Origin of the sequence: Siphonobacter curvatus, assembly GCF_002943425.1 — a bacterium.
Lineage (GTDB): Bacteria > Bacteroidota > Bacteroidia > Cytophagales > Spirosomataceae > Siphonobacter > Siphonobacter curvatus.
The window spans coordinates 1,328,894-1,347,959 of sequence record NZ_PTRA01000001.1; the positions used below are offsets into that span (position 1 = coordinate 1,328,894).

At 50.6% G+C, this 19,066-nt stretch carries 11 protein-coding genes; 9 read left to right on the forward strand and 2 right to left on the reverse strand.

Annotated features, from left to right (window positions below):
• The first annotated feature begins 32 nt into the window (after window positions 1–32).
• The 5 genes from C5O19_RS05330 (at window position 33) to C5O19_RS05350 (ending at window position 12,321) form a co-directional block, all read left to right on the forward strand.
• Window positions 33–2,186: an alpha-L-rhamnosidase-related protein gene (locus tag C5O19_RS05330; RefSeq protein WP_104710293.1), complete on the forward strand. Its 2,154-nt coding sequence runs from the start codon at window positions 33–35 to the stop codon at window positions 2,184–2,186.
• Between the two features lie 37 nt (window positions 2,187–2,223).
• On the forward strand, window positions 2,224–5,007 hold the full coding sequence (locus C5O19_RS05335) for a family 78 glycoside hydrolase catalytic domain (RefSeq protein ID WP_104710295.1): 2,784 nt from the start codon (window positions 2,224–2,226) through the stop codon (window positions 5,005–5,007).
• Between the two features lie 210 nt (window positions 5,008–5,217).
• Window positions 5,218–6,321 (forward strand): glycoside hydrolase family protein, encoded by a 1,104-nt coding sequence (locus C5O19_RS05340; RefSeq protein ID WP_104710297.1) that lies wholly within the window; start codon window positions 5,218–5,220, stop codon window positions 6,319–6,321.
• A gap of 141 nt (window positions 6,322–6,462) precedes the next feature.
• Window positions 6,463–8,835 carry a glycoside hydrolase family 2 TIM barrel-domain containing protein gene (locus C5O19_RS05345; RefSeq protein WP_104710299.1) on the forward strand — a complete coding sequence of 791 codons (2,373 nt, stop codon included), beginning with the start codon at window positions 6,463–6,465 and terminating at the stop codon, window positions 8,833–8,835.
• A gap of 105 nt (window positions 8,836–8,940) precedes the next feature.
• Entirely contained in the window at window positions 8,941–12,321 is a 3,381-nt protein-coding gene (locus C5O19_RS05350) for a glycosyl hydrolase (protein ID WP_104710301.1), read from the forward strand.
• Window positions 12,322–12,409: 88 nt separating this feature from the next.
• Here the strand turns inward: C5O19_RS05350 and C5O19_RS05355 are convergent, their stop codons facing one another.
• Window positions 12,410–12,967: a 2'-5' RNA ligase family protein gene (locus C5O19_RS05355; RefSeq protein ID WP_104710303.1), complete on the reverse strand. Its 558-nt coding sequence runs from the start codon at window positions 12,965–12,967 to the stop codon at window positions 12,410–12,412.
• Window positions 12,968–13,250: 283 nt separating this feature from the next.
• Here C5O19_RS05355 and C5O19_RS05360 point away from each other — a divergent pair, with 283 nt between their 5' ends.
• From C5O19_RS05360 to C5O19_RS05370, 3 genes are all read left to right on the forward strand, one after another.
• Entirely contained in the window at window positions 13,251–13,850 is a 600-nt protein-coding gene (locus C5O19_RS05360; protein ID WP_104710305.1) for a hypothetical protein, read from the forward strand.
• 230 nt (window positions 13,851–14,080) lie between these two features.
• Complete coding sequence (locus C5O19_RS05365; RefSeq protein ID WP_317046476.1) at window positions 14,081–14,416, forward strand: iron chaperone; 336 nt, start codon at window positions 14,081–14,083, stop codon at window positions 14,414–14,416.
• A gap of 99 nt (window positions 14,417–14,515) precedes the next feature.
• Complete coding sequence (locus C5O19_RS05370; RefSeq protein ID WP_104710307.1) at window positions 14,516–14,950, forward strand: nuclear transport factor 2 family protein; 435 nt, start codon at window positions 14,516–14,518, stop codon at window positions 14,948–14,950.
• A 61-nt stretch (window positions 14,951–15,011) separates the two neighbouring features.
• Here C5O19_RS05370 and C5O19_RS05375 read toward each other — a convergent pair whose 3' ends face one another.
• Complete coding sequence (locus C5O19_RS05375; protein WP_104710309.1) at window positions 15,012–15,287, reverse strand: hypothetical protein; 276 nt, start codon at window positions 15,285–15,287, stop codon at window positions 15,012–15,014.
• 659 nt (window positions 15,288–15,946) lie between these two features.
• On the opposite strand from C5O19_RS05375, the gene C5O19_RS05385 reads away from it, so the two are divergent.
• Window positions 15,947–18,943 carry a glycosyltransferase family 117 protein gene (locus tag C5O19_RS05385; RefSeq protein ID WP_104710313.1) on the forward strand — a complete coding sequence of 999 codons (2,997 nt, stop codon included), beginning with the start codon at window positions 15,947–15,949 and terminating at the stop codon, window positions 18,941–18,943.
• Window positions 18,944–19,066 lie beyond the last annotated feature (123 nt).

The following is a 19,066-nucleotide window of genomic DNA, read 5'->3' on the forward strand; positions in this document are numbered from 1 at the left end:
ACTGACGGATTAACATTTTTGATTCAAGTCCAATGAAAAAGAACCTCTTCCTCCTAAGCCTGCTCCTGATGAACGTCTCGGTATTCGCTCAGGCGACCTGGATCTGGTATCCCGGCGATTACGAAATCTGGCTGGGGAACCAAATGCAGAATCGACGTACGGAACGCACGACTTTTATGCCGCCGTTCTGGAAGCTCGATAGTCATTACAACCTCATGGATTTTCACAAGGAATTTATCCTGAGCCAACCGGAAGAATTGGAGCTTTTTGTGGAAGGCCGGTACAATGTTAAGCTCGACGGCAAGATTCTCATGGGCTATCCCAAACGCATCACGGTACCCGCCGGGAAACATAAAATCAACCTCAAAGTCTTTAACCAGGACCACGTTCCCGCCGTTTTCGTTCGTGGAAAAACCATACAGTCCGACGCCTCCTGGCGGGTGACATTCGAGGACAAAGAATGGATCGATGAAACGGGAAAAGCTTCCGATCAGTCGGGAACGACCTGGTTACAGGCGGGCTCCTGGAACTTCAACGATCCGCTCGTACCGCCTTCGCAATTTAAACTGAATACGAAGGAAGAAAACCCCGTGACGGTCGATAAGCAGGCGAAGTCATTTTTACTGGATTTTGGGAAAGAAACCTTTGGTTTCCTGAAACTGAAAGGTCTGACGGGAAAAGGAAACGTCCGGATTTATTACGGTGAATCGAAGGAAGAAGCCCTGGCAACGGAGACCTGTGAAACCACGGATTTTCTGGAAATCAACCAATCCGCCAAACGCGACTCGGTGATGGAACTGACCAAAGCCTTTCGGTACGTCAACGTTCAGTTTGACGGCAGTGTGGCCATCGACGGCGTTTCCATGCTCTACGAATTCCTGCCCGTCACGGAGCGGGGCGGCTTCCGTTGTTCCGACGAAGAAATCAATAAAATTTACGACGTTGCTCTGTATACGCTTCATCTGAATACCCGGGAGTTTTTCATCGACGGTATCAAACGTGACCGCTGGATCTGGTCGGGCGACGCCTCCCAGAGTTACCTGATGAATTACTATTCCTTCTTCGATTCGCCCTCCGTGGCTCGTACCATGCTGGCCTTACGCGGCAAAGACCCCGTAACGAGCCACATCAATACCATCATGGATTACACCTTTTACTGGTTCATTAGCATTTACGATTACTACCAGTTTACGGGCGACAAGGCCTTCATCCAACAGTTTTATCCCCGGATGAAGAGTCTTATGGATTACTGCCTGACCCGGCGGAATAAAAACGGGTTGCTCGAAGGCTTGTCCGGCGACTGGGTGTTTATCGACTGGGCGGAAGGACTAAGCAAAAAAGGAGAGGTGAGTTTCGAGCAGTTACTCTTCGCCCGGAGTCTGGAAACAATGGCCTTGTGTGCCGGAATCGTGAACCATACTGAGGACGCCAGTCAGTACGCTCAACTGGCCAAAGAAGTAAAAGGTAAGCTTTTTCAGTATTACTGGAATTCCGAAAAACACGCTCTGGTACACAGCCGGGTGGACGGCGTTTCAACCCCGCACGTAACCCGGTACGCGAATATGTTCGCCGTCTTTTTCGATTACCTCAACTCTGCCCAAAAACAAGAAGTGAAACAACACGTGTTACTAAACAATCAGGTACCGAAAATCACGACGCCGTACATGCGTTTTTACGAGCTGGAAGCCCTCTGTGCCCTGGGCGAACAGCCGTATGTAACCAAAGAGATGAAGGACTACTGGGGCGGAATGCTCAAACTCGGAGCGACCTCTTTCTGGGAAGAATACAATCCTGATAAAAAAGGAGCCGAACATTACGCCATGTACGGTCGCGAATTTGGTAAGAGCCTGTGTCACGCCTGGGGAGCCAGTCCGCTGTACCTGCTGGGCAAGTATTATTTGGGTGTAAAACCAACGGCGCCGGCGTATCAGACCTATCTGATTGAGCCGAATCTGGGTGGTTTGCAGTGGATCGAAGGAAAAGTGCCGACGCCGCAGGGAGAGGTAGAGGTGTATTGCAGTGCTAAAGAAATCAAGGTGACGGGTGCCGCCGGAACGGGGACGCTTCGCTTCAAAAGCAAAAAGAAACCCACCAGCAAGCAGGGCGAAATCCGATCTACGGGGGCCGGTTTGTACGAAATGACGATTGAAAAGGGGAAAAGTTATCGGGTGAGTTACTCGCTGTAGAATTGGAGTAGTTTGTTCATTTTTATGAGTTGTTAAAATGATTGGTTATCGACGGTTTTTTCTAGTTTTATTCAGTATCCTAAGTGGAGCATTTTTCGAGCTTTCTGCTCAATCGTTGCGAGTGGTGAACCTGCGGTGCGAGTACCGAACGGAACCCCTGGGCGTTCAGAGCAAACATCCGGCTCTGAGCTGGCAATTGTTAGCCGATGCCCGGAATGTTCGACAGGGAGCGTATCAGATACTGGTGGCCGACTCGGAAGAGGCCTTAAGCCGCGAGCAGGGTACGTACTGGGACTCGGGAAAAATCACGTCTGATTCGTCCCTTCAAATTATCTATCGGGGAAAACCCTTAGCCTCCACCCGAACGTATTACTGGAAAGTAAAAGTTTGGGACACCCAGCAGCACTCGTCCGAATGGTCGGCCCCGGCTTCCTGGCACATGGGTTTGCTCACGCCCGCCGACTGGAAGGATAGTCAATGGATCGCCTACGAAAAACTGGCCGATTCGCTGGTAAATCCGCTGCCTCGGGATGATGTGAAGGATAAAGTGACGGGAAGCAACGTCCTGCCACTATTCCGGAAAGCCTTCGTCCTACGCAAGCCGCTTCGAAAAGCAACGGCCTACGTCTGTGGACTGGGCCATTTTGAAATGAGCCTGAACGGAAAAAAGGTAAGTGAACACTTTCTCGATCCGGGCTGGACCAAATACGACCAGGAAGCCCAGTACGTGACGTTCGACGTAACCAACCAGCTTCAGCTAGGCGAAAACGTCATTGGCGTCATGCTGGGCAATGGCTTTTACTACGTGCCGCCCGTAAAAGGCCGTTTCCGAAAACTTAAAGTACAGTTCGGGTATCCCAAGCTCATCGCTCGGCTGCAACTGGCGTACGCGGATGGTTCGACGGAAGATATTGTTACGAATGATTCCTGGAAAACGGCACCATCCCCCCTTACGTTTTCCAGCATTTACGGCGGGGAAAATTACGACGCCCGTCTCGAGCAAGTCGGTTGGGATAGTGCCGGTTTCAACGATGCGTCCTGGAAGAAACCGTTACTTGTAACGGGTTCGCCCGTACTCACGTCCCAACTACAGGAGCCGCTGAAAGTAGCCGACGTATTCACGGCAAAATCGGTGACGGAAACGAAAACCGGCGAGTGGTTATACGACTTCGGACAGAACTTCTCCGGAATTATTTCCCTGAAAGTCCGGGGCAATAAAGGCGATACCGTGCGGATTTATCCGGCCGAATTACTGAAAGACGACCTCATTACCCAGCGAACGACGGGCGGACCGTATTACTTCGAATACATTCTGAAAGGACAGGGCGTCGAAACCTGGCAACCCCGGTTTTCATATTACGGCTTCCGGTATGTACAGGTGCGAGCCGGCGTACCCACGAAGCAAAACAACCCGGATCGGCAACCCGAAATTCTGGAGCTACGGGGCTTGCATACGCGAAACATGGCCCCGAATACGGGCACGTTTGTAAGTTCGAATCCGCTCTTCAATCAAACGCACACGCTGATCGACTGGGCCATCAAGAGTAATATGGCGAGTGTCTTTACGGACTGCCCGCACCGCGAAAAACTCGGCTGGCTGGAGCAGGTACACCTCATGGGCGGCTCGGTTCGGTATCCGTATGACATTGCTCTGCTGCTGAAAAAGTCCATTCAGGATATGAAAGCCTCGCAACTGGCGAACGGACTGATTCCGGAAATCGCTCCGGAATACGTGGAATTCCACTGGGGGGACGGCATTTTCCGGGATTCGCCGGAGTGGGGGAGCAGTGCCATTCTGGCTCCCTGGTACCTGTATCAGTGGTACGGTGAAAAAAGCGAATTGGCGGCAAGTTACCCGATGATGCAACGCTATATCCAATATTTAGGGACGAAAGCGAAAAATCATATTCTCTCACAGGGCTTAGGCGACTGGTATGACCTGGGCCCCAAACCGCCGGGAACTTCGCAACTGACGCCCATGGGCGTAACGGGTACGGCGATGTACTATTACGACCTGACGGTTCTTCAGCAAATCGCTACCTTACTGAACAAACCAGAGGATGCAGCGGCGTATCAGGCTCTGGCCGGAACAGTGAAAAAGGCTTTCAACAATACTTTCTTCAATCCTCAAACCAAACAGTACGCCACCAATAGTCAAACGGCCAATGCCATGGCGGTGTACATGAAACTGGTGGAGGAGCAGGACAAAGCGGCGGTGATCGAACACATCATTCAGGATATTAAACGTCGGAAAAATAGTCTGACTGCTGGTGATATTGGCTACCGCTACCTGCTTCGGGTGCTGGAAGACGCGGGTCGCTCGGATGTGATTTTCGATATGAACAGCCGCAGCGATGTGCCCGGCTACGGCTATCAGCTGGCGAAAGGGGCTACCGCTCTGACTGAATCGTGGGAGGCCTTGCCCACGTCGTCGAATAACCATTTTATGCTGGGACATTTGATGGAATGGCTCTACGCCGGACTGGCGGGAATCAAGCAGGAGGTATCTTCGGTTGCCTTCAAACAAATCGTCATCGAACCGCAACCCGTCGGCGATGTGACGCAGGCCAAAGCTACGTATCAGTCCCCGTACGGCTTGATTGTTAGTGACTGGAAGAAATCCGGGAATACGTTTGAACTGAACGTAGAGATTCCGGTCAATACGACGGCTACGCTGGTGCTTCCTATCTCGAATCCGCTAACCCTTATGGAAAGCAATCGCCCTATTCAGGAGGTAAAAGAAATTAAAATGCTGGGCCTCGTGGAAGGCAAAACGAAAGTAATCGTAGGCTCAGGACGCTATCGGTTGGTAAGTCAATAGTTAAACCTATAGACCGCATAACTACCAATCGCTAGCCTTTGCAAACGTTACTGGTTCGGACGAAAGCTGTAAGGCTGGTGATTCGGAGAAGACATAGGCTGGCGGCAATTTCATACAATCTTTAGAAAAAATGATAGAGAATACTGCGGATTTACGCCTTTAGTTTTGTAACGTTCAAAGAAGTAACTGCACAAAACAGGTCTTTTTCGCATGATTCGTACGCCGCTGATTCTACTATATTCGCTTCTTGCCTCGATTGCCTTTGCCCAGAAAACCAGTGTCCCTGCAACGGAAATGCAGCAGTTGTACGACGAAGTCAAAACGCCCTATAAGTACGGTCTGGTGATGGTCACGGAGGATAATTCCAAAAAGATGGATTGTCCCACCGTGTTCAGGAAAGGTAAACACTGGTACATGACCTATTTGCAGTACGACGGTCGCGGGTACGAAACCTGGTTAGCCGAAAGTAAAGACCTCTTGCACTGGGAAAACAAAGGCCGTCTGCTCTCCTTCTCCGCCGATACGACCCTGTGGGATGCTCACCAGAAAGCGGGATATAACGCTCTGCAGGATACGGAATGGAACGGGAGTTACGAGCTAAAAACCTATCAGAATAAATACTGGATGTCCTATATCGGGGGTAATGGCCGGGGTTACGAAGCGGGTGATTTATCCATCGGTATGGCCTATACAACGAAAGAACCTACCCAGGTACACGAATGGCAACGGTTTCCTAAACCCCTATTCACGGCCAAAGACCCCGATACCCGCTGGTGGGAAAATCGCAAGCTGTTTAAAAGTTCAGTCATCGAGGATCCGCAAAGGCTGACGGGACATCGCTTTGTGATGTACTACAACGCCAACGGGGATTCGGCGAAAAACAACCTGAAAACCCGCTGGTTCGAACGCATCGGCATGGCTGTTTCTGACGATATGGAGCATTGGCAACGCTTCGAAGCCGAACCCGTTCTCCAGCATCCGGTGGGTATTACGGGTGATGCAGTTCTCCAGAAAATCAAAGGTACCTGGGTGATGTTTTACTTCGGAGCCTTCTGGGAAGATCAGAAAGCCAAGGGGTTTAACCGTTTCGCTGCGTCCAAAGACCTCGTGCACTGGACCGACTGGAAGGGCTCCAATCTGATTGAGCCTTCCGAACCCTACGATGAATTATACGCCCACAAATCGTTCGTCCTCAAGCATCAAGGCGTCGTATATCATTTCTACTGTGCGGTGAATAAGAAAGATCAGCGGGGAATCGCTGTCGCTACTTCAAAAGATGTAGGAAAGAGTGAAAAGGAATTTACGAAAGAGTAAGGTTCGAGGGATTCCCGGACAATCCCGGTATGGCATCCGGGGCTAATCACATTCAAACCTTCCGGGTTTAGGTCGATGTTGGCCGAATAAGCCCGGAGGGCTTCCATTTAAATAGCCCCGGATGCCATCCGGGGTACTGGTATGAAATACGTATTCATTTTTTTGTCGCTAATCTGTCTTCAAACCTACGCCCAGGTTTCCCCCCGACAAATCGAGTCATTCAATAAAGACTGGACGTTCGTACTTGCGGATGTGCCCGAGGCCAGAGAAGTCCGTTTCCAGCATCCCCAAAGCCAGTCCGTCACCCTGCCCCACGATTGGAGTATCGGTGGGCAGTTTAGTAAAGATCACCTGACTACTACGCAGGGCGGAGCCTTACCGACGGGCATCGGCTGGTACCGGAAAACGTTTACCGTGCCCGTTACGGCTCAGGGAAAACGCGTGTCCATCGAATTCGACGGCGTACACCGCAACAGCGAAGTCTGGATTAACGGGCACTCGCTGGGCGTTCGACCGAGTGGGTACAGCTCCTTTCAGTACGACTTGACGCCACATTTGAAATTCGGTACCGAACCCAACGTCATCGCCGTTCGCGTCGATAACTCCGTTCAGCCGAATTCCCGTTGGTACACGGGTTCCGGGATTTACCGTAATGTTCGGCTGGTCACCACTTCGTCCACGCACATCCGTCCCTGGGCCGTATTCGTAACGACGCCGAACGTGACCGCTCAGCAGACCCAGGTGCAGGTACAGACGCAGGTCTCGGGTGGCGACCGACTGGTGCAAACCATTCTGGACGCGACGGGGCAGGTAATCGCTACCCAACAGGCTAAAAATGTTCAGAAACCCATCCAGCTAACCCTTTCCAAACCGACTCGCTGGTCCATCGAAAACCCGTATCTGTACACCTTGCGGACGCAGTTGTATCAGAATAATCAACTGGTGGATCAGGTGGAAACGCTTTTTGGGGTGCGGTCTTTTCGTTTCGATGCCAGCAAAGGCTTTTACCTGAACGATCAGCCGACGAAAATCCTGGGCGTATGCCTGCACCACGATCTTGGAGCCCTCGGAGCGGCCGTTCACGTGCGGGCCATGGAACGGCAACTGGAGCTGCTGAAAGCCATGGGCTGCAACGCCATCCGTACCTCGCACAATCCCCCCGCTCCGGAGTTTCTGGACTTGTGTGACCGGATGGGTTTTCTGGTGATGGATGAAGCGTTTGATATGTGGAAGAAGAAAAAGTCCGCGAAAGATTATTCCATGTTTTGGGATCAGGAACATCGCCGGGATCTGGAAGATCTGGTGAAACGTGACCGTAATCACCCCTCCATCATCCTCTGGAGTATCGGCAATGAAATTCGCGAACAGTTTGATTCCACGGGTACTACGATTGCAAAAGAGCTGGTACAGATCGTTAAAAACCTGGATACCAGCCGTCCGGTAACGTCGGCTTTGACGGAAAACATTCCTGAGAAAAACTTCATCTATCAGTCGAAAGCCCTCGATATACTGGGCTTTAATTACAAGCACGAAGCCTACGCCGATCTGCCCAAAACCTTTCCCCATCAGCTTTTCCTGCCTTCCGAAACCGTTTCAGGCCTGCAAACCCGTGGCGACTATATCATGCCCTCGGACTCCCTGCAACTTTGGCCCCGCAGCGGCCGATCGAAACTGGTGGAGGGCAATATTGACTTTACGGCTTCGGCCTACGATAACGTGTTCGCGTACTGGGGTTCCACCCACGAAGACGTCTGGAAAGTCATCAAAAAATATCCCCATCTGGCGGGTTGTTTTGTCTGGTCTGGTTTCGATTTTCTGGGCGAACCGCACCCGTATCCCTGGCCCGCCCGCAGCTCGTACTACGGCATTATTGACCTGGCGGGTTTTCCGAAAGATGTGTACTACATGTATCAGTCGGAATGGACCAATACGCCGATGTTACACCTGTTTCCGCACTGGAACTGGGAGAAAACCCAGACCGTGGACGTCTGGGCCTACTACAATCAGGCCGACGAAGTGGAACTGTTCCTGAACGGAAAATCACTCGGTACCCAAAAGAAAACGGACGAACGCCTGCACGTGCAATGGCGGGTGAAGTACGAACCCGGAACCCTGAAAGCCATTTCCCGGAAAAACGGAAAAACGGTTCTGACGAAAGAAATCCACACCGCCGGAAAAGCCGCCCGTATCGAACTGGTAGCCGATCGGAAAGAGCTGAACGCTAACGGAAAAGATTTATCCTTCGTAACCGTTCGAATCCTGGATGAACAGGGAAATCTGGTACCGAATGCCGGGCATCTGGTGCACTTTGATGTCGAAGGCGAAGGAACGCTTGCGGGCGTTGACAACGGTTTTCCGGCGAGCACGGAACCCTTTCAGGCCTCGTACCACCGGGCTTACAATGGCCTGTGTCTGGCGATCATTCGCACCCGTGAAAAAGCGGGAATCATTCGACTAAAAGCTTCCGCGGAAGGCTTGAAGGGGGCGGAAGTCGTGTTGCAGGTAAAAGAATAATACCGTTCTTTTCCAAGGAATAAAACTTAAAATCCGTCTTTCCCCTAAAGCGTTCGGGCCTTTAGAAAAGGCGAAGGTTTTGAGTTGATACCGTAATTTACTTGTATGAGGCTTATCCGTTTTCCGAAGTTACTCTTCACTATATGCTGGCTCCTCAGCACGGCAGGCTTTGCCCAGTCGGGTAGCGGGTTGACGCAACTCGTGCCGAATCCGCCTTCATCGGCCAAACCCTGGGTATTCTGGTACTGGATGCAGGCGGGCGTTTCGAAAGCGGGCATTACGGCCGATCTGGAAGCCATGCAGGCGGCGGGGATTGGCGGAGCGTACCTGATGCCGATTCAGGGAGCGAAAAATCCACCCGTGTACACACCCGTGGCCGAACAACTCACGCCGCACTGGTGGGACCTGGTACGCCACGCCATGCAGGAAGCCAAGCGGCTGAAGCTGGAGATGGGTATGCACGTGAGCGATGGTTTTGCTCTGGCCGGAGGACCCTGGATTACGCCGGAATTATCGATGCAGAAAGTGGTATACGCCACAACGCAGGTGCGGGGGAATCAAAAATTTTCGGGCGTGTTGCCGCAACCGCCCACGCAGGAGAACTACTACAAGGACATTGCCGTATTCGCCATTCCCGCACCGCCTACGATTCTTTCCAAGCCAGTGATAACTTCCAGTCAAGCTGGGAATCATCCGCAGTTTTTGACCGATCCGGCCAACAAGCAGGCCTTTCGAAGCGATACTGTTTGCTGGATTCAGTACGCGTATGAGCAGCCCGTCACGGTTCGGTCGCTACTGGTGCGAACGCCCGGCAACAACGTGCAGGCCCATCGCCTGAAACTGGAAGCGAGTAACGATGGTAAAACCTTCCGACCCGTGACGCAGCTACAGCCGCCCCGGCACGGCTGGCAGGATACCGACGCGGATGTCACCCACGCCATTCCGACGACTACGGCCCGGTATTTCCGTTTCATTTCCGATAAAAAAGGATCGGAACCGGGTGCCGAAGACTTGGACGCGGCCAAGTGGAAACCTACCCTAAAGCTCACCGGACTGGAATTATCCGCCGAACCCAAAATTCATCAGTACGAAGGAAAATCGGCTCTGGTCTGGCGGGTGAGTCCGCGTTCAACCGAACAGCAGCTTCCCCGGGAATTATGCGTTCCGCTGAATAAAATCATTAACCTGACGGGTAAACTCAAGGCCGATGGTCGGCTGGACTGGCAGGCTCCCGCCGGTACCTGGACGATCATCCGGATGGGCCATACCTCCACCGGACACACCAACGCTACCGCCGGAGCTGGCAAGGGACTGGAATGTGATAAATTCAACCCGCAGGCCATTACGCTGCAATTCAATCGCTGGTTCGGTGAGGCCCAGCGGCAGATTGGGCCGAGTAAAGACGTGCTGAAAGTACTGCACGTGGATAGCTGGGAATGCGGGAGTCAGAACTGGTCGGTCACGTTTCCGGCGGAATTTAAAAAACGCCGGGGCTACGATCTACTGCCGTACCTGCCCGTGCTGGCGGGGATTCCGCTGGTATCGGCCGAGACGTCCGAACAGGTGCTGTACGACCTGCGGCGAACGGTAGCGGAACTGGTCGTGGACAAATTCTATACCACCCTGGCCGGACTAGCGAAACAGCACGGCGTACAGTTTTCAGCGGAAAGCGTGGCTCCGACGATGACGAGTGATGGACTGGCTCATTACCGGAAGGTCGATATTCCGATGGGCGAATTCTGGCTAAATAGTCCCACGCACGATAAACCCAACGACATGCTCGACGCCACGTCGGCGGCTCACATTTATGGCAAAAATATTGTACAGGCCGAGGGCTTTACCACCGTTCGCATGGATTGGTCGGAGCATTCCGGCATGCTCAAAACCTTGCAGGATCGAAATTATGCCCTGGGAATCAATAAACTGGTCTATCACGTTTTCTCACACAATCCCTGGCTGGACCGCAAACCCGGCATGACGCTTGACGGTGTAGGACTGTACTTTCAACGCGATCAAACCTGGTGGAAACCCGGTCGGGCCTGGGTGGAGTACGCCCGGCGTTGCCAGACCTTACTACAACTGGGAAAACCCGTGGCGGATATAGCCGTGTTTACGGGCGACGACTTGCCCCGGCGTTCGGTATTGCCCGACCGACTGGTAAACACCTTGCCGGGTATTTTCGGCAACGAGCGGGTGCAGAGCGAGGCCCGGCGACTAGCGAATGCGGGCGAACCCTTACGCGTCAAACCCCTGGGCGTATCGCATTCGGCCAACATGGCGGATCCCGAACACTGGGTCGATCCCCTGCGGGGCTACGCCTACGACTCATTCAGTGCCGATGCGTTGACCCGACTGGCTACCGTAAGCGATTCCAACGTACGTTTTGCTCCGGGTACGGCGTATCGGATTCTGGTCGTTCCCGGCCGGCATCCACTAAACGTAAATCAGCCTTTTGTAACGCCCGAAACGGCCAGCAAGCTAGTTGCTCTGGCGAAAGCCGGAGCCACGGTGCTGATCGAAGATCAGGCTTTTTTTGCCGCCGGAAAAGGGGCGAAGGAGGTTAGCAATGAATTATGGGAGGGGCGTTTTGAAATGGAAAATGGACTGGTTGCCAAGACGTTAGGCAAAGGCCGGGTCATTCAATTGCCATATGAACTGGAATCTTTCGCGTCGCTGGGGATTGAACGGGATGTAGCGTTCACAGAAACGAACGGTTCGTACGCTAAAGACCTCGCCTGGACGCATCGTCGCAGTGCTGATATGGATCTGTATTTTATTGGAAATCAGCAGGAAAAAGTACGGGAAATTACGGCTTCTTTTCGGGTGCGGGGCAAACAACCGGAACTATACGATGCCGTCACCGACGAACTCCTGAACGCCGATCAGTGGCGAATGCACCCAAACCGGACGGAGGTAACGCTTCGTCTGGAGCCCAACGCTTCGGTATTCGTCATTTTCCGGAAACCGACGAAGCAAAGCGAAGGTACGGGTCAGGTGGCAAAGGAACCGCAACGCGTGCAAACCCTGTCGCAACCCTGGCAGGTCCAGTTTGATCCGGCGTTCGGTGGCCCCGCCCAACCCCAAACTTTCGCTACACTTAGCGATTGGAGTCAGCACGCGGACTCGTCCATTCGGTACTATTCGGGCACGGCTACGTATACGCAAACCTTTCAGTGGTCAGATCAAAAAGGTCGCTACTGGCTGGATTTGGGAAAAGTAGCCAATATGGCTGAGGTGAAGCTTAATGGCCAATCCTGTGGCGTAGCATGGACATTTCCGTACCGCGTTGAACTCACATCGTATCTCAAAGCCGGAGAAAATCAATTGCAAATCGAAGTGAGTAATACCTGGGCGAATCGGCTCATGGGAGACCATCAGTTGCCCGAAAAACAACGCATCACTACTACTACCGCCCCGTACCGACTGGAGGGCAGACCGTTGCTGGAGGCGGGCTTGCGGGGACCAGTACAGATTATCACTCGCTAGGGATTGTCTGAAACGTTCACTACGGGAGATCAGCGATCGATTTAATAACGTTTCTTCGTGAGGCCTCTATTTGCTTTGTGGCTAAGAGTTAAACGTTACTGGCAAAGTCAAATTTTCGAAGCGGTTCCCACTGCTTGCCCGTGTGTTGCAACAGCCAGAGGGCATCTAAAGGCATGCGAGTGGAAAAGGATTCCTGCTCAAAATAGGGCCAGGCCTGTTCAAACTGACTGCGACTCAGGTCCCGGTACGCAATGGTTAGGTGCGGTGTGAATACGGGATGGATAGGTGGCAGGGATACTTGCAGGGTTTCCCGCACAAATGCATCGAGTGCAAGATAGTGTTGCTCCATGCGTTCCGTCTTTTCAACGGCTACGTAAATCACGTGCCCCCGCTTGGTGGAAAAATACCCGAAATCAGTCAGCTGAATAGATTCGGACTGAAAGCTTCTCAAGAAAGATTCCAACTGTTCTTCCAACGACGAGCTAGATACGTTTTCGGGCAAGGTAAATGGACTGACGTAGGTGATATGCGGTAGTACCCGCAAGCCCCGAACACTGCCGTAGTGCTCGGCTACGTAGCGTTTATACACCCAGATGGGCTCAGCAATCGATTCGGGCGGCAGAGCGGCAATGAGATAACGGGGCATGGCTGAGAAATATAGTTTGTTGAAGTAAGGGAACGTATATTCGTAATAAACAAAAAGACAGTTTAAAAAAACTTAAATAATACATCAAACATACTTAGGATATTTACTTTGCTTCGCACACAGTGCGAAGTCTTCAAAAATAGCAAAAGTACCAGACTAGGGCGTAAGCGAAAGAACATACTGAGGTTTTTAGACTGCTGGACTACAGGTTTAACCAAAGGATATCTGGCCGTATAAATGTACTCGATTCGCTAATCCTCAATACCTTTTAAACCCTAAAACGATGAAATGCATTTTTTGCGTAGTATTTACTTTTATAGCTACAGCCGTGTATGGACAAATGCCTAAAGAGGGTGCTGGAAAAGCGATTAACCCATCGATCCCAGTACTTCCGGATACGGTGTTTCGGGTAATTCATCTGGACCAATCCGTAAAACTAAAAAATCAAAATCTGGCTGTTTTTGTAAATGATCAATTTGCAGGAAATATTCCCGTCGCAGGTATACCACCTCAACAAATAGAAAGCTTAACGGTTGAGCATAAAAAAATACAGATGAAGGGAATCGATTATGAGCATCAGCTATATATCAAGACCAAAAGTACATACAAACCTAATCTTATTTCCTTAAGTGATTTGAAATCCAAATATACCGATCTACGCAATAAGCCAGCTGTTTTCAGTATAGATGGAGAAGTTTGTACTTCTGATTATTCTGAATACTTTATTGATGAAAGCAATCTGCTTCGGATCATTATTGATCGTATTTCAGACAAAAAAGAAAAGACAAATATTGTCTTAATTAAAATATTAAGTAAAAATCCGGAAAATATTAAAAAAGTAAAGCAGATACGAATCAGGGGCCAAGAAGCTTACTCTCGCTAATTGTGTAAACGGATTAAAATCCGTTCTTAGCGAATGTGCCGAGCCTACAGCTCTGTTTCGTCAGGAGTGTGGCATTGAAGAGCCGTAGGCTCGGCCTATTTTGTAAGGTTGGGCTTTAACCCAACCCCCTCAGCTTAAAGTATAAATTAAGCCGAAATTAAACGTACCTTGCTGTATCAGTAAGCGAAAATCTTCAATCGGTATGAAAAGCACCGCACCGGCCAGCATCGATGAATACATCGCCGGCTTTCCCGACGACGTTCAGGCGATTCTCCAGCATAATTCGTGCGGTAGTGAAAAAAGCCGCTCCGGAAGCCGAAGAAACGATCAAATACGCCATGCCGACGTTTACCCTGAATGGAAATCTAGTGCATTTTGCGGCTTACAAAAATCATATCGGCTTTTATCCGACACCTTCGGGTATTAGTACCTTCGAAGCCGAACTTGCTCCGTATAAAAAAGCGAAAGGTTCTGCCCAGTTTCCCCTTACCCAACCCATTCCCTACGAGCTGATTGAGAAAATGGTACGGTTGCGGGTACAGGAAAATAGGGTGAAAGGAGAATAACCTCACGCGTAAATGCTAAGGCAAATAGCTCACTTCTAAATCATAAACAGGGGAGAATCGAACGAAATTCCGTGCTAAACTCAATCCTTTTCTACGCTTATGAAAGTACTTGTACTGGGATTACTGGCTTGGTTTACTGTCGCTTGTCAGCCAGATGCTGAAAAAAAGAAGATGCCTGAAAACGAAACCATCGCCCGGCAGGTATACGAACGTTTCAACGCCCATGACTGGGAAGGGATGGCGGCTCTCTACAGCGATTCTACCGAATTCAAAGATCCGGCCTTTGGTACGAAAGCCGTGATGCAATCCCGAAAGCAAATCGTTGAAAAGTACGCCGCCATGCACAAGGAAACGCCGGATATTCACGATGAAATTACGGGTGTGTACCCTTCCGGTGATAAACGGGTAATTGTTGAATTTGTATCCTCCGGCTCCATGCCCGACGGCAACAAATGGGAGTTACCCATTTGTACCGTTTTTACGATTGAAAAGGGAAAAATTATAAAGGATTATACGTATTACGATCAGGAATAAAAGCACGTTTCATAAAACGATAGAATTCCAATACGTTTAATCCGAAGCGTGGTGAAAGCCGTTATTTACTCAGCTTAACAGTCGGAATCTTCAGGCTAATCATCTCATTGATAAAAGCCACCCGGTCGTTTTTCAAGCGATTCAGGAACGCAGTGATCTCGTTGTCATACGCCCGCTTGGAGTACGCACAAACCTGAACACCCGGTTGATTCGGATGAATTTCAACCCGTTGGTATCGATAGACATTGAATTCGACCGTACTTAACTCGTTTCCTTGGCTTTCACTAAGAATAAAATCAACGATAAATTCTTTTCCGTCAGGACTTTCGCTGACCACGTAATTACACGTAGGATCTGTTTTTTTTGCGATTTTCTAATTCCTTTACTTTCTGACTTACTGCTGCTTTTACTTCAACGTTTTTATCAAGCAGATAAAACGTGATCATCTGGTTAAATTTTTCCGGGGTTTCGCTCGCGGGCAAGTATTCCTGAATGTAATAAAAATCGTTTGGCTTAGCGGTCCAGGCCAGTTTGAATTGGGTTTGATTGAAGGTAAACGGGCCTTTAATCCCTATTCTCTCAATGGGATCAATACTGAAACTGCTAAACACTAAAACAATGAAGGCTAAACAAAAAAGTCGGGAAAGCATGCGGATATAATTAGAGTGCCTGTAAAAGTACACATTCGTTTTTAAGAATGATTTGCGGTGATTATTTAGGCATTCGTTTGTTGCCAGCAAAGTGACACTCCTACGGCAGACAATGTTGTTAGGCTCAAAAGTTAGCCGTTGGATCGCTTAGCTCTTCCAAGTTTATAATCTACGTTCTTTCGGAGTTACAATCCGAAAGCAACTGTTTCGAATGTACCCTTCATTTTCCGCTAACAACTTTTAACATAGTTCTTAACAACTATTAACGTTCTGATTTTTAGAGCGTTGGTACGGCGTTCTACTTTCGGCCTGCTTATCGTAGCCTTTCACATATTCGCTGTACCTTATGAAAAACTTTTTACGTATCAACACCTGGTTAGGCTGGGGCATGTTTGCCGTTGCCTTCTTTACGTACGCTTTTACGGTCGAACCCACGGCCAGCTTCTGGGATTGTGGCGAATTCATTGCCTGCTCGTACAAACTTCAGGTACCACACCCGCCCGGAGCACCGATTTTCCTGATTTTAGGTCGATTGTTTTCGCTGTTGGCCGGAAGTGACCACTCGCAGGTCGCGTACTGGGTCAACATGGTATCGGTGCTGGCGAGTGCCGGTACTATTCTGTTCATGTTCTGGACGCTTACCTTACTGGGCCGTAAAGTCATCGGTAAAACGGCAGCTACCGTATCTGCAAGTGAAGCCATTGGCATCTTTGGAGCGGGCCTGGTTGGAGCCCTGCTGTACACCTTTAGTGATAGCTTCTGGTTTTCAGCGGTAGAAACGGAAGTATACGCTTTGTCTTCATTCTTGATCGCTCTGGTCTTCTGGGCCATGTTGCGATGGGAGCTGATCGAAGAGGAAGCGGCTGCCAACCGCTGGCTTATTCTGGTTGCGTATCTGACGGGTATTTCCATTGGGATACACCTGGTTAATCTGGTCATTCTGCCAGCCCTGACTTTGGTTTATTACCACCGTAAAAAGCAGAATCCTTCATTTTTACAAAGCATAGGAGCGGTACTGGTCGGGGTTTTACTGGTCGGATTGATCAACGGAGGGATGCTTTCCGGTCTTGGGGCTCTTGCCTTTGCTACGGATCGTTTGCTAGTCAATTCGTTCGGTTTCCCGTTCCATTCGGGCGTAGTGGTGTGGCTGTTGCTGGTGTTTGGGGCTCTGGGCTACGGCGTTTATTTCGCCCAGCAACGTAAACGCCCCGTGCTCAGTACGGCTCTGCTTTCGGTGCTGTTTATTTTGATTGGTTATGGCTCGTATACGTCCATCGTGATCCGGTCGAACTTCCATACGCCCATCAATGAAAACAACCCTTCTGATCTCATCAATTACCTGCATTACCTGAATCGGGATCAGTACGGAAGTCGCTCCTTGCTGTATGGACCGCAGTTTACGGCTCGGGTCACGGATTTTAAACGGGGTAAGCCGCAGTACAAAACCGAGGGGACTCGCTACCAAATTTACGACTACGAACCCGCCTACATCTGGGAAAAAGACCAGCAGTCTTTCCTGCCCCGCATGGGCTCGCAGCTGCCCGGTCATGCCGACCTGTATGCCGCCTCGCTGGGCTTAGTCAAAGACCCCACGGACCCCTCGCGGTACCAGAAGCCTACATTTTTTCAGAACCTGCAATACATGTTTAGCCGCCAGATGGGCTTTATGTACATGCGATACTTTTTGTGGAATTTCGTGGGTCGGGAAAGTGATCAACTCTGGGCCGACTGGTACCCACGGCTGGGCAAAAGCGTAGCTCTGCCCGAAAGTATTCGTACGAACAAAGGACACGATAACTTTTATTACCTGCCGCTGATGCTGGGACTGATGGGCTTTTTCACGCAGTTTACCAAGGGGGATAAGGATTGGCTGGTGATTGCCGTTGCTTTTCTGATGACGGGCCTGGCTCTGGTGTTTTTCCTGAATGCTCCACCCGTAGAGCCTCGCGAACGCGATTACATCTACGCGGGGTCGTTTTATTTCTTCGCTCTATGGGCCGGACTGGGCGTACTGACCCTGCAAAATCTGGTTCAGAAAATCACGAAACATCAGGTACTGGCCGGATCGCTAGCGGGTGCTTTGGCTCTGGGTGTACCCGTATTGATGGGGGCGAAAAGCTGGGATAACCACGACCGTTCCCATCGGTACACGGCCGTTGATTTTGCCCGAAATCTGTTGAGTTCCTGTGCTCCGAATGCGATTCTGTTTACCGGAGGCGACAATGATACGTTCCCGCTCTGGTACGTGCAGGAAGTCGAAGGTTTTCGGAAGGATGTACGCGTGTGCTGCCTTTCGCTACTGGGTACGGAATGGTACATTCAGCAAATGAAGGAGCCAGCGGATGGATCGGAGCCGTTGCCGATTTCACTGGCGATGGACAACTTCCGGACGGGTATCAACGATCAGATCATCTTCTCGGAAAACCCGAATGTCAAGGAAGGCATTGATCTAACGGAGTATCTGAAACTAGTTCGTGAAAACAACCCCGCCATTCAGGCCGAAACGTCGCTGGGAACGATCAACGTGTTGCCTTCGCGGGTTTTCTCGCTGAAGCTGGACCGGGATACGATTCAGAAATCGGGGGTGGTGGCGAAGGGCATGGAGCCGTTGTTTACGGAAGACCGGATGACCTGGGATTTTGGTACGAACGACATCATCAAGGATCGGTTGATTCAACTGGACATTATTGCTCAGAATCAGTTTAAACGGCCCGTATACTTTGCCTCGACGCTCTCATCGGCTAATTACCTGGGTTTGAAAGAGTTTATGCAAATCGAAGGGTACGCATATCGACTGATGCCGTTCAAGGTAGCCGGAGCCACCGATGGGTTCGTCAATACGGAACTGATGTACGATAAAATGATGCACAAAATGGCCTGGCGGGGTATGAACAACCCGGATGTCTACCACGATGATACCATTCGCGGTATCCCCGTCGTGTCGGCCCGACTGGCTTTTTATCGCTTATCGACCCAGTTGATTCAGGAAGGAAAGCTGGATACGGCGAAAGCGGCTTTGCATCGTTGCCTGGAGGTGATGCCGGATCAGGCAATTCCCTACGATCAGATTTCAGCGAGTTTCATTGGGCCCCTGATTTCCGTGGGTGAAAAACAGAAAGCTCTTGAGATGGCTCAAACGATGATGAAACGCTGCGATGAAAACCTGAATTACTACTTTTCCAGCAATGGCGATGCCGAGGATATACGGGTCAATTTGTTTCAGATGAACCGGATCGTCCAGCAATTACGCGAAGCGAAACTGGAAACGCTGGCCCAGAATTACGAGACGACATTTGAACGGCAGTATCAGAAATTTGAACGTCGCTTTGTAGAAGCGGAGTAAGGGGAAGCCGATCTTTGTTGCGACGAACGGATTGGTGGGGCGGAATAACGCGTCGGAGACGCTGGACCCCTAAGATCCCGATTGTAAATCGGGATCAGCGGATATACAATTGGAAAGAGAAGA

Excerpts from the sequence above, each read along its gene's own strand:
- C5O19_RS05340 (WP_104710297.1), top strand. The coding sequence starts at position 5,218 with ATGATTCGTACGCCGCTGATTCTACTATATTCGCTTCTTGCCTCGATT.
- C5O19_RS05360 (WP_104710305.1), top strand. The coding sequence starts at position 13,251 with ATGAAATGCATTTTTTGCGTAGTATTTACTTTTATAGCTACAGCCGTG.
- C5O19_RS05365 (WP_317046476.1), top strand. The coding sequence starts at position 14,081 with ATGAATACATCGCCGGCTTTCCCGACGACGTTCAGGCGATTCTCCAGC.
- C5O19_RS05335 (WP_104710295.1), top strand. The coding sequence starts at position 2,224 with ATGATTGGTTATCGACGGTTTTTTCTAGTTTTATTCAGTATCCTAAGT.
- C5O19_RS05370 (WP_104710307.1), top strand. The coding sequence starts at position 14,516 with ATGAAAGTACTTGTACTGGGATTACTGGCTTGGTTTACTGTCGCTTGT.
- C5O19_RS05355 (WP_104710303.1), bottom strand. The coding sequence starts at position 12,967 with ATGCCCCGTTATCTCATTGCCGCTCTGCCGCCCGAATCGATTGCTGAG.
- C5O19_RS05350 (WP_104710301.1), top strand. The coding sequence starts at position 8,941 with ATGAGGCTTATCCGTTTTCCGAAGTTACTCTTCACTATATGCTGGCTC.
- C5O19_RS05345 (WP_104710299.1), top strand. The coding sequence starts at position 6,463 with ATGAAATACGTATTCATTTTTTTGTCGCTAATCTGTCTTCAAACCTAC.
- C5O19_RS05330 (WP_104710293.1), top strand. The coding sequence starts at position 33 with ATGAAAAAGAACCTCTTCCTCCTAAGCCTGCTCCTGATGAACGTCTCG.
- C5O19_RS05385 (WP_104710313.1), top strand. The coding sequence starts at position 15,947 with ATGAAAAACTTTTTACGTATCAACACCTGGTTAGGCTGGGGCATGTTT.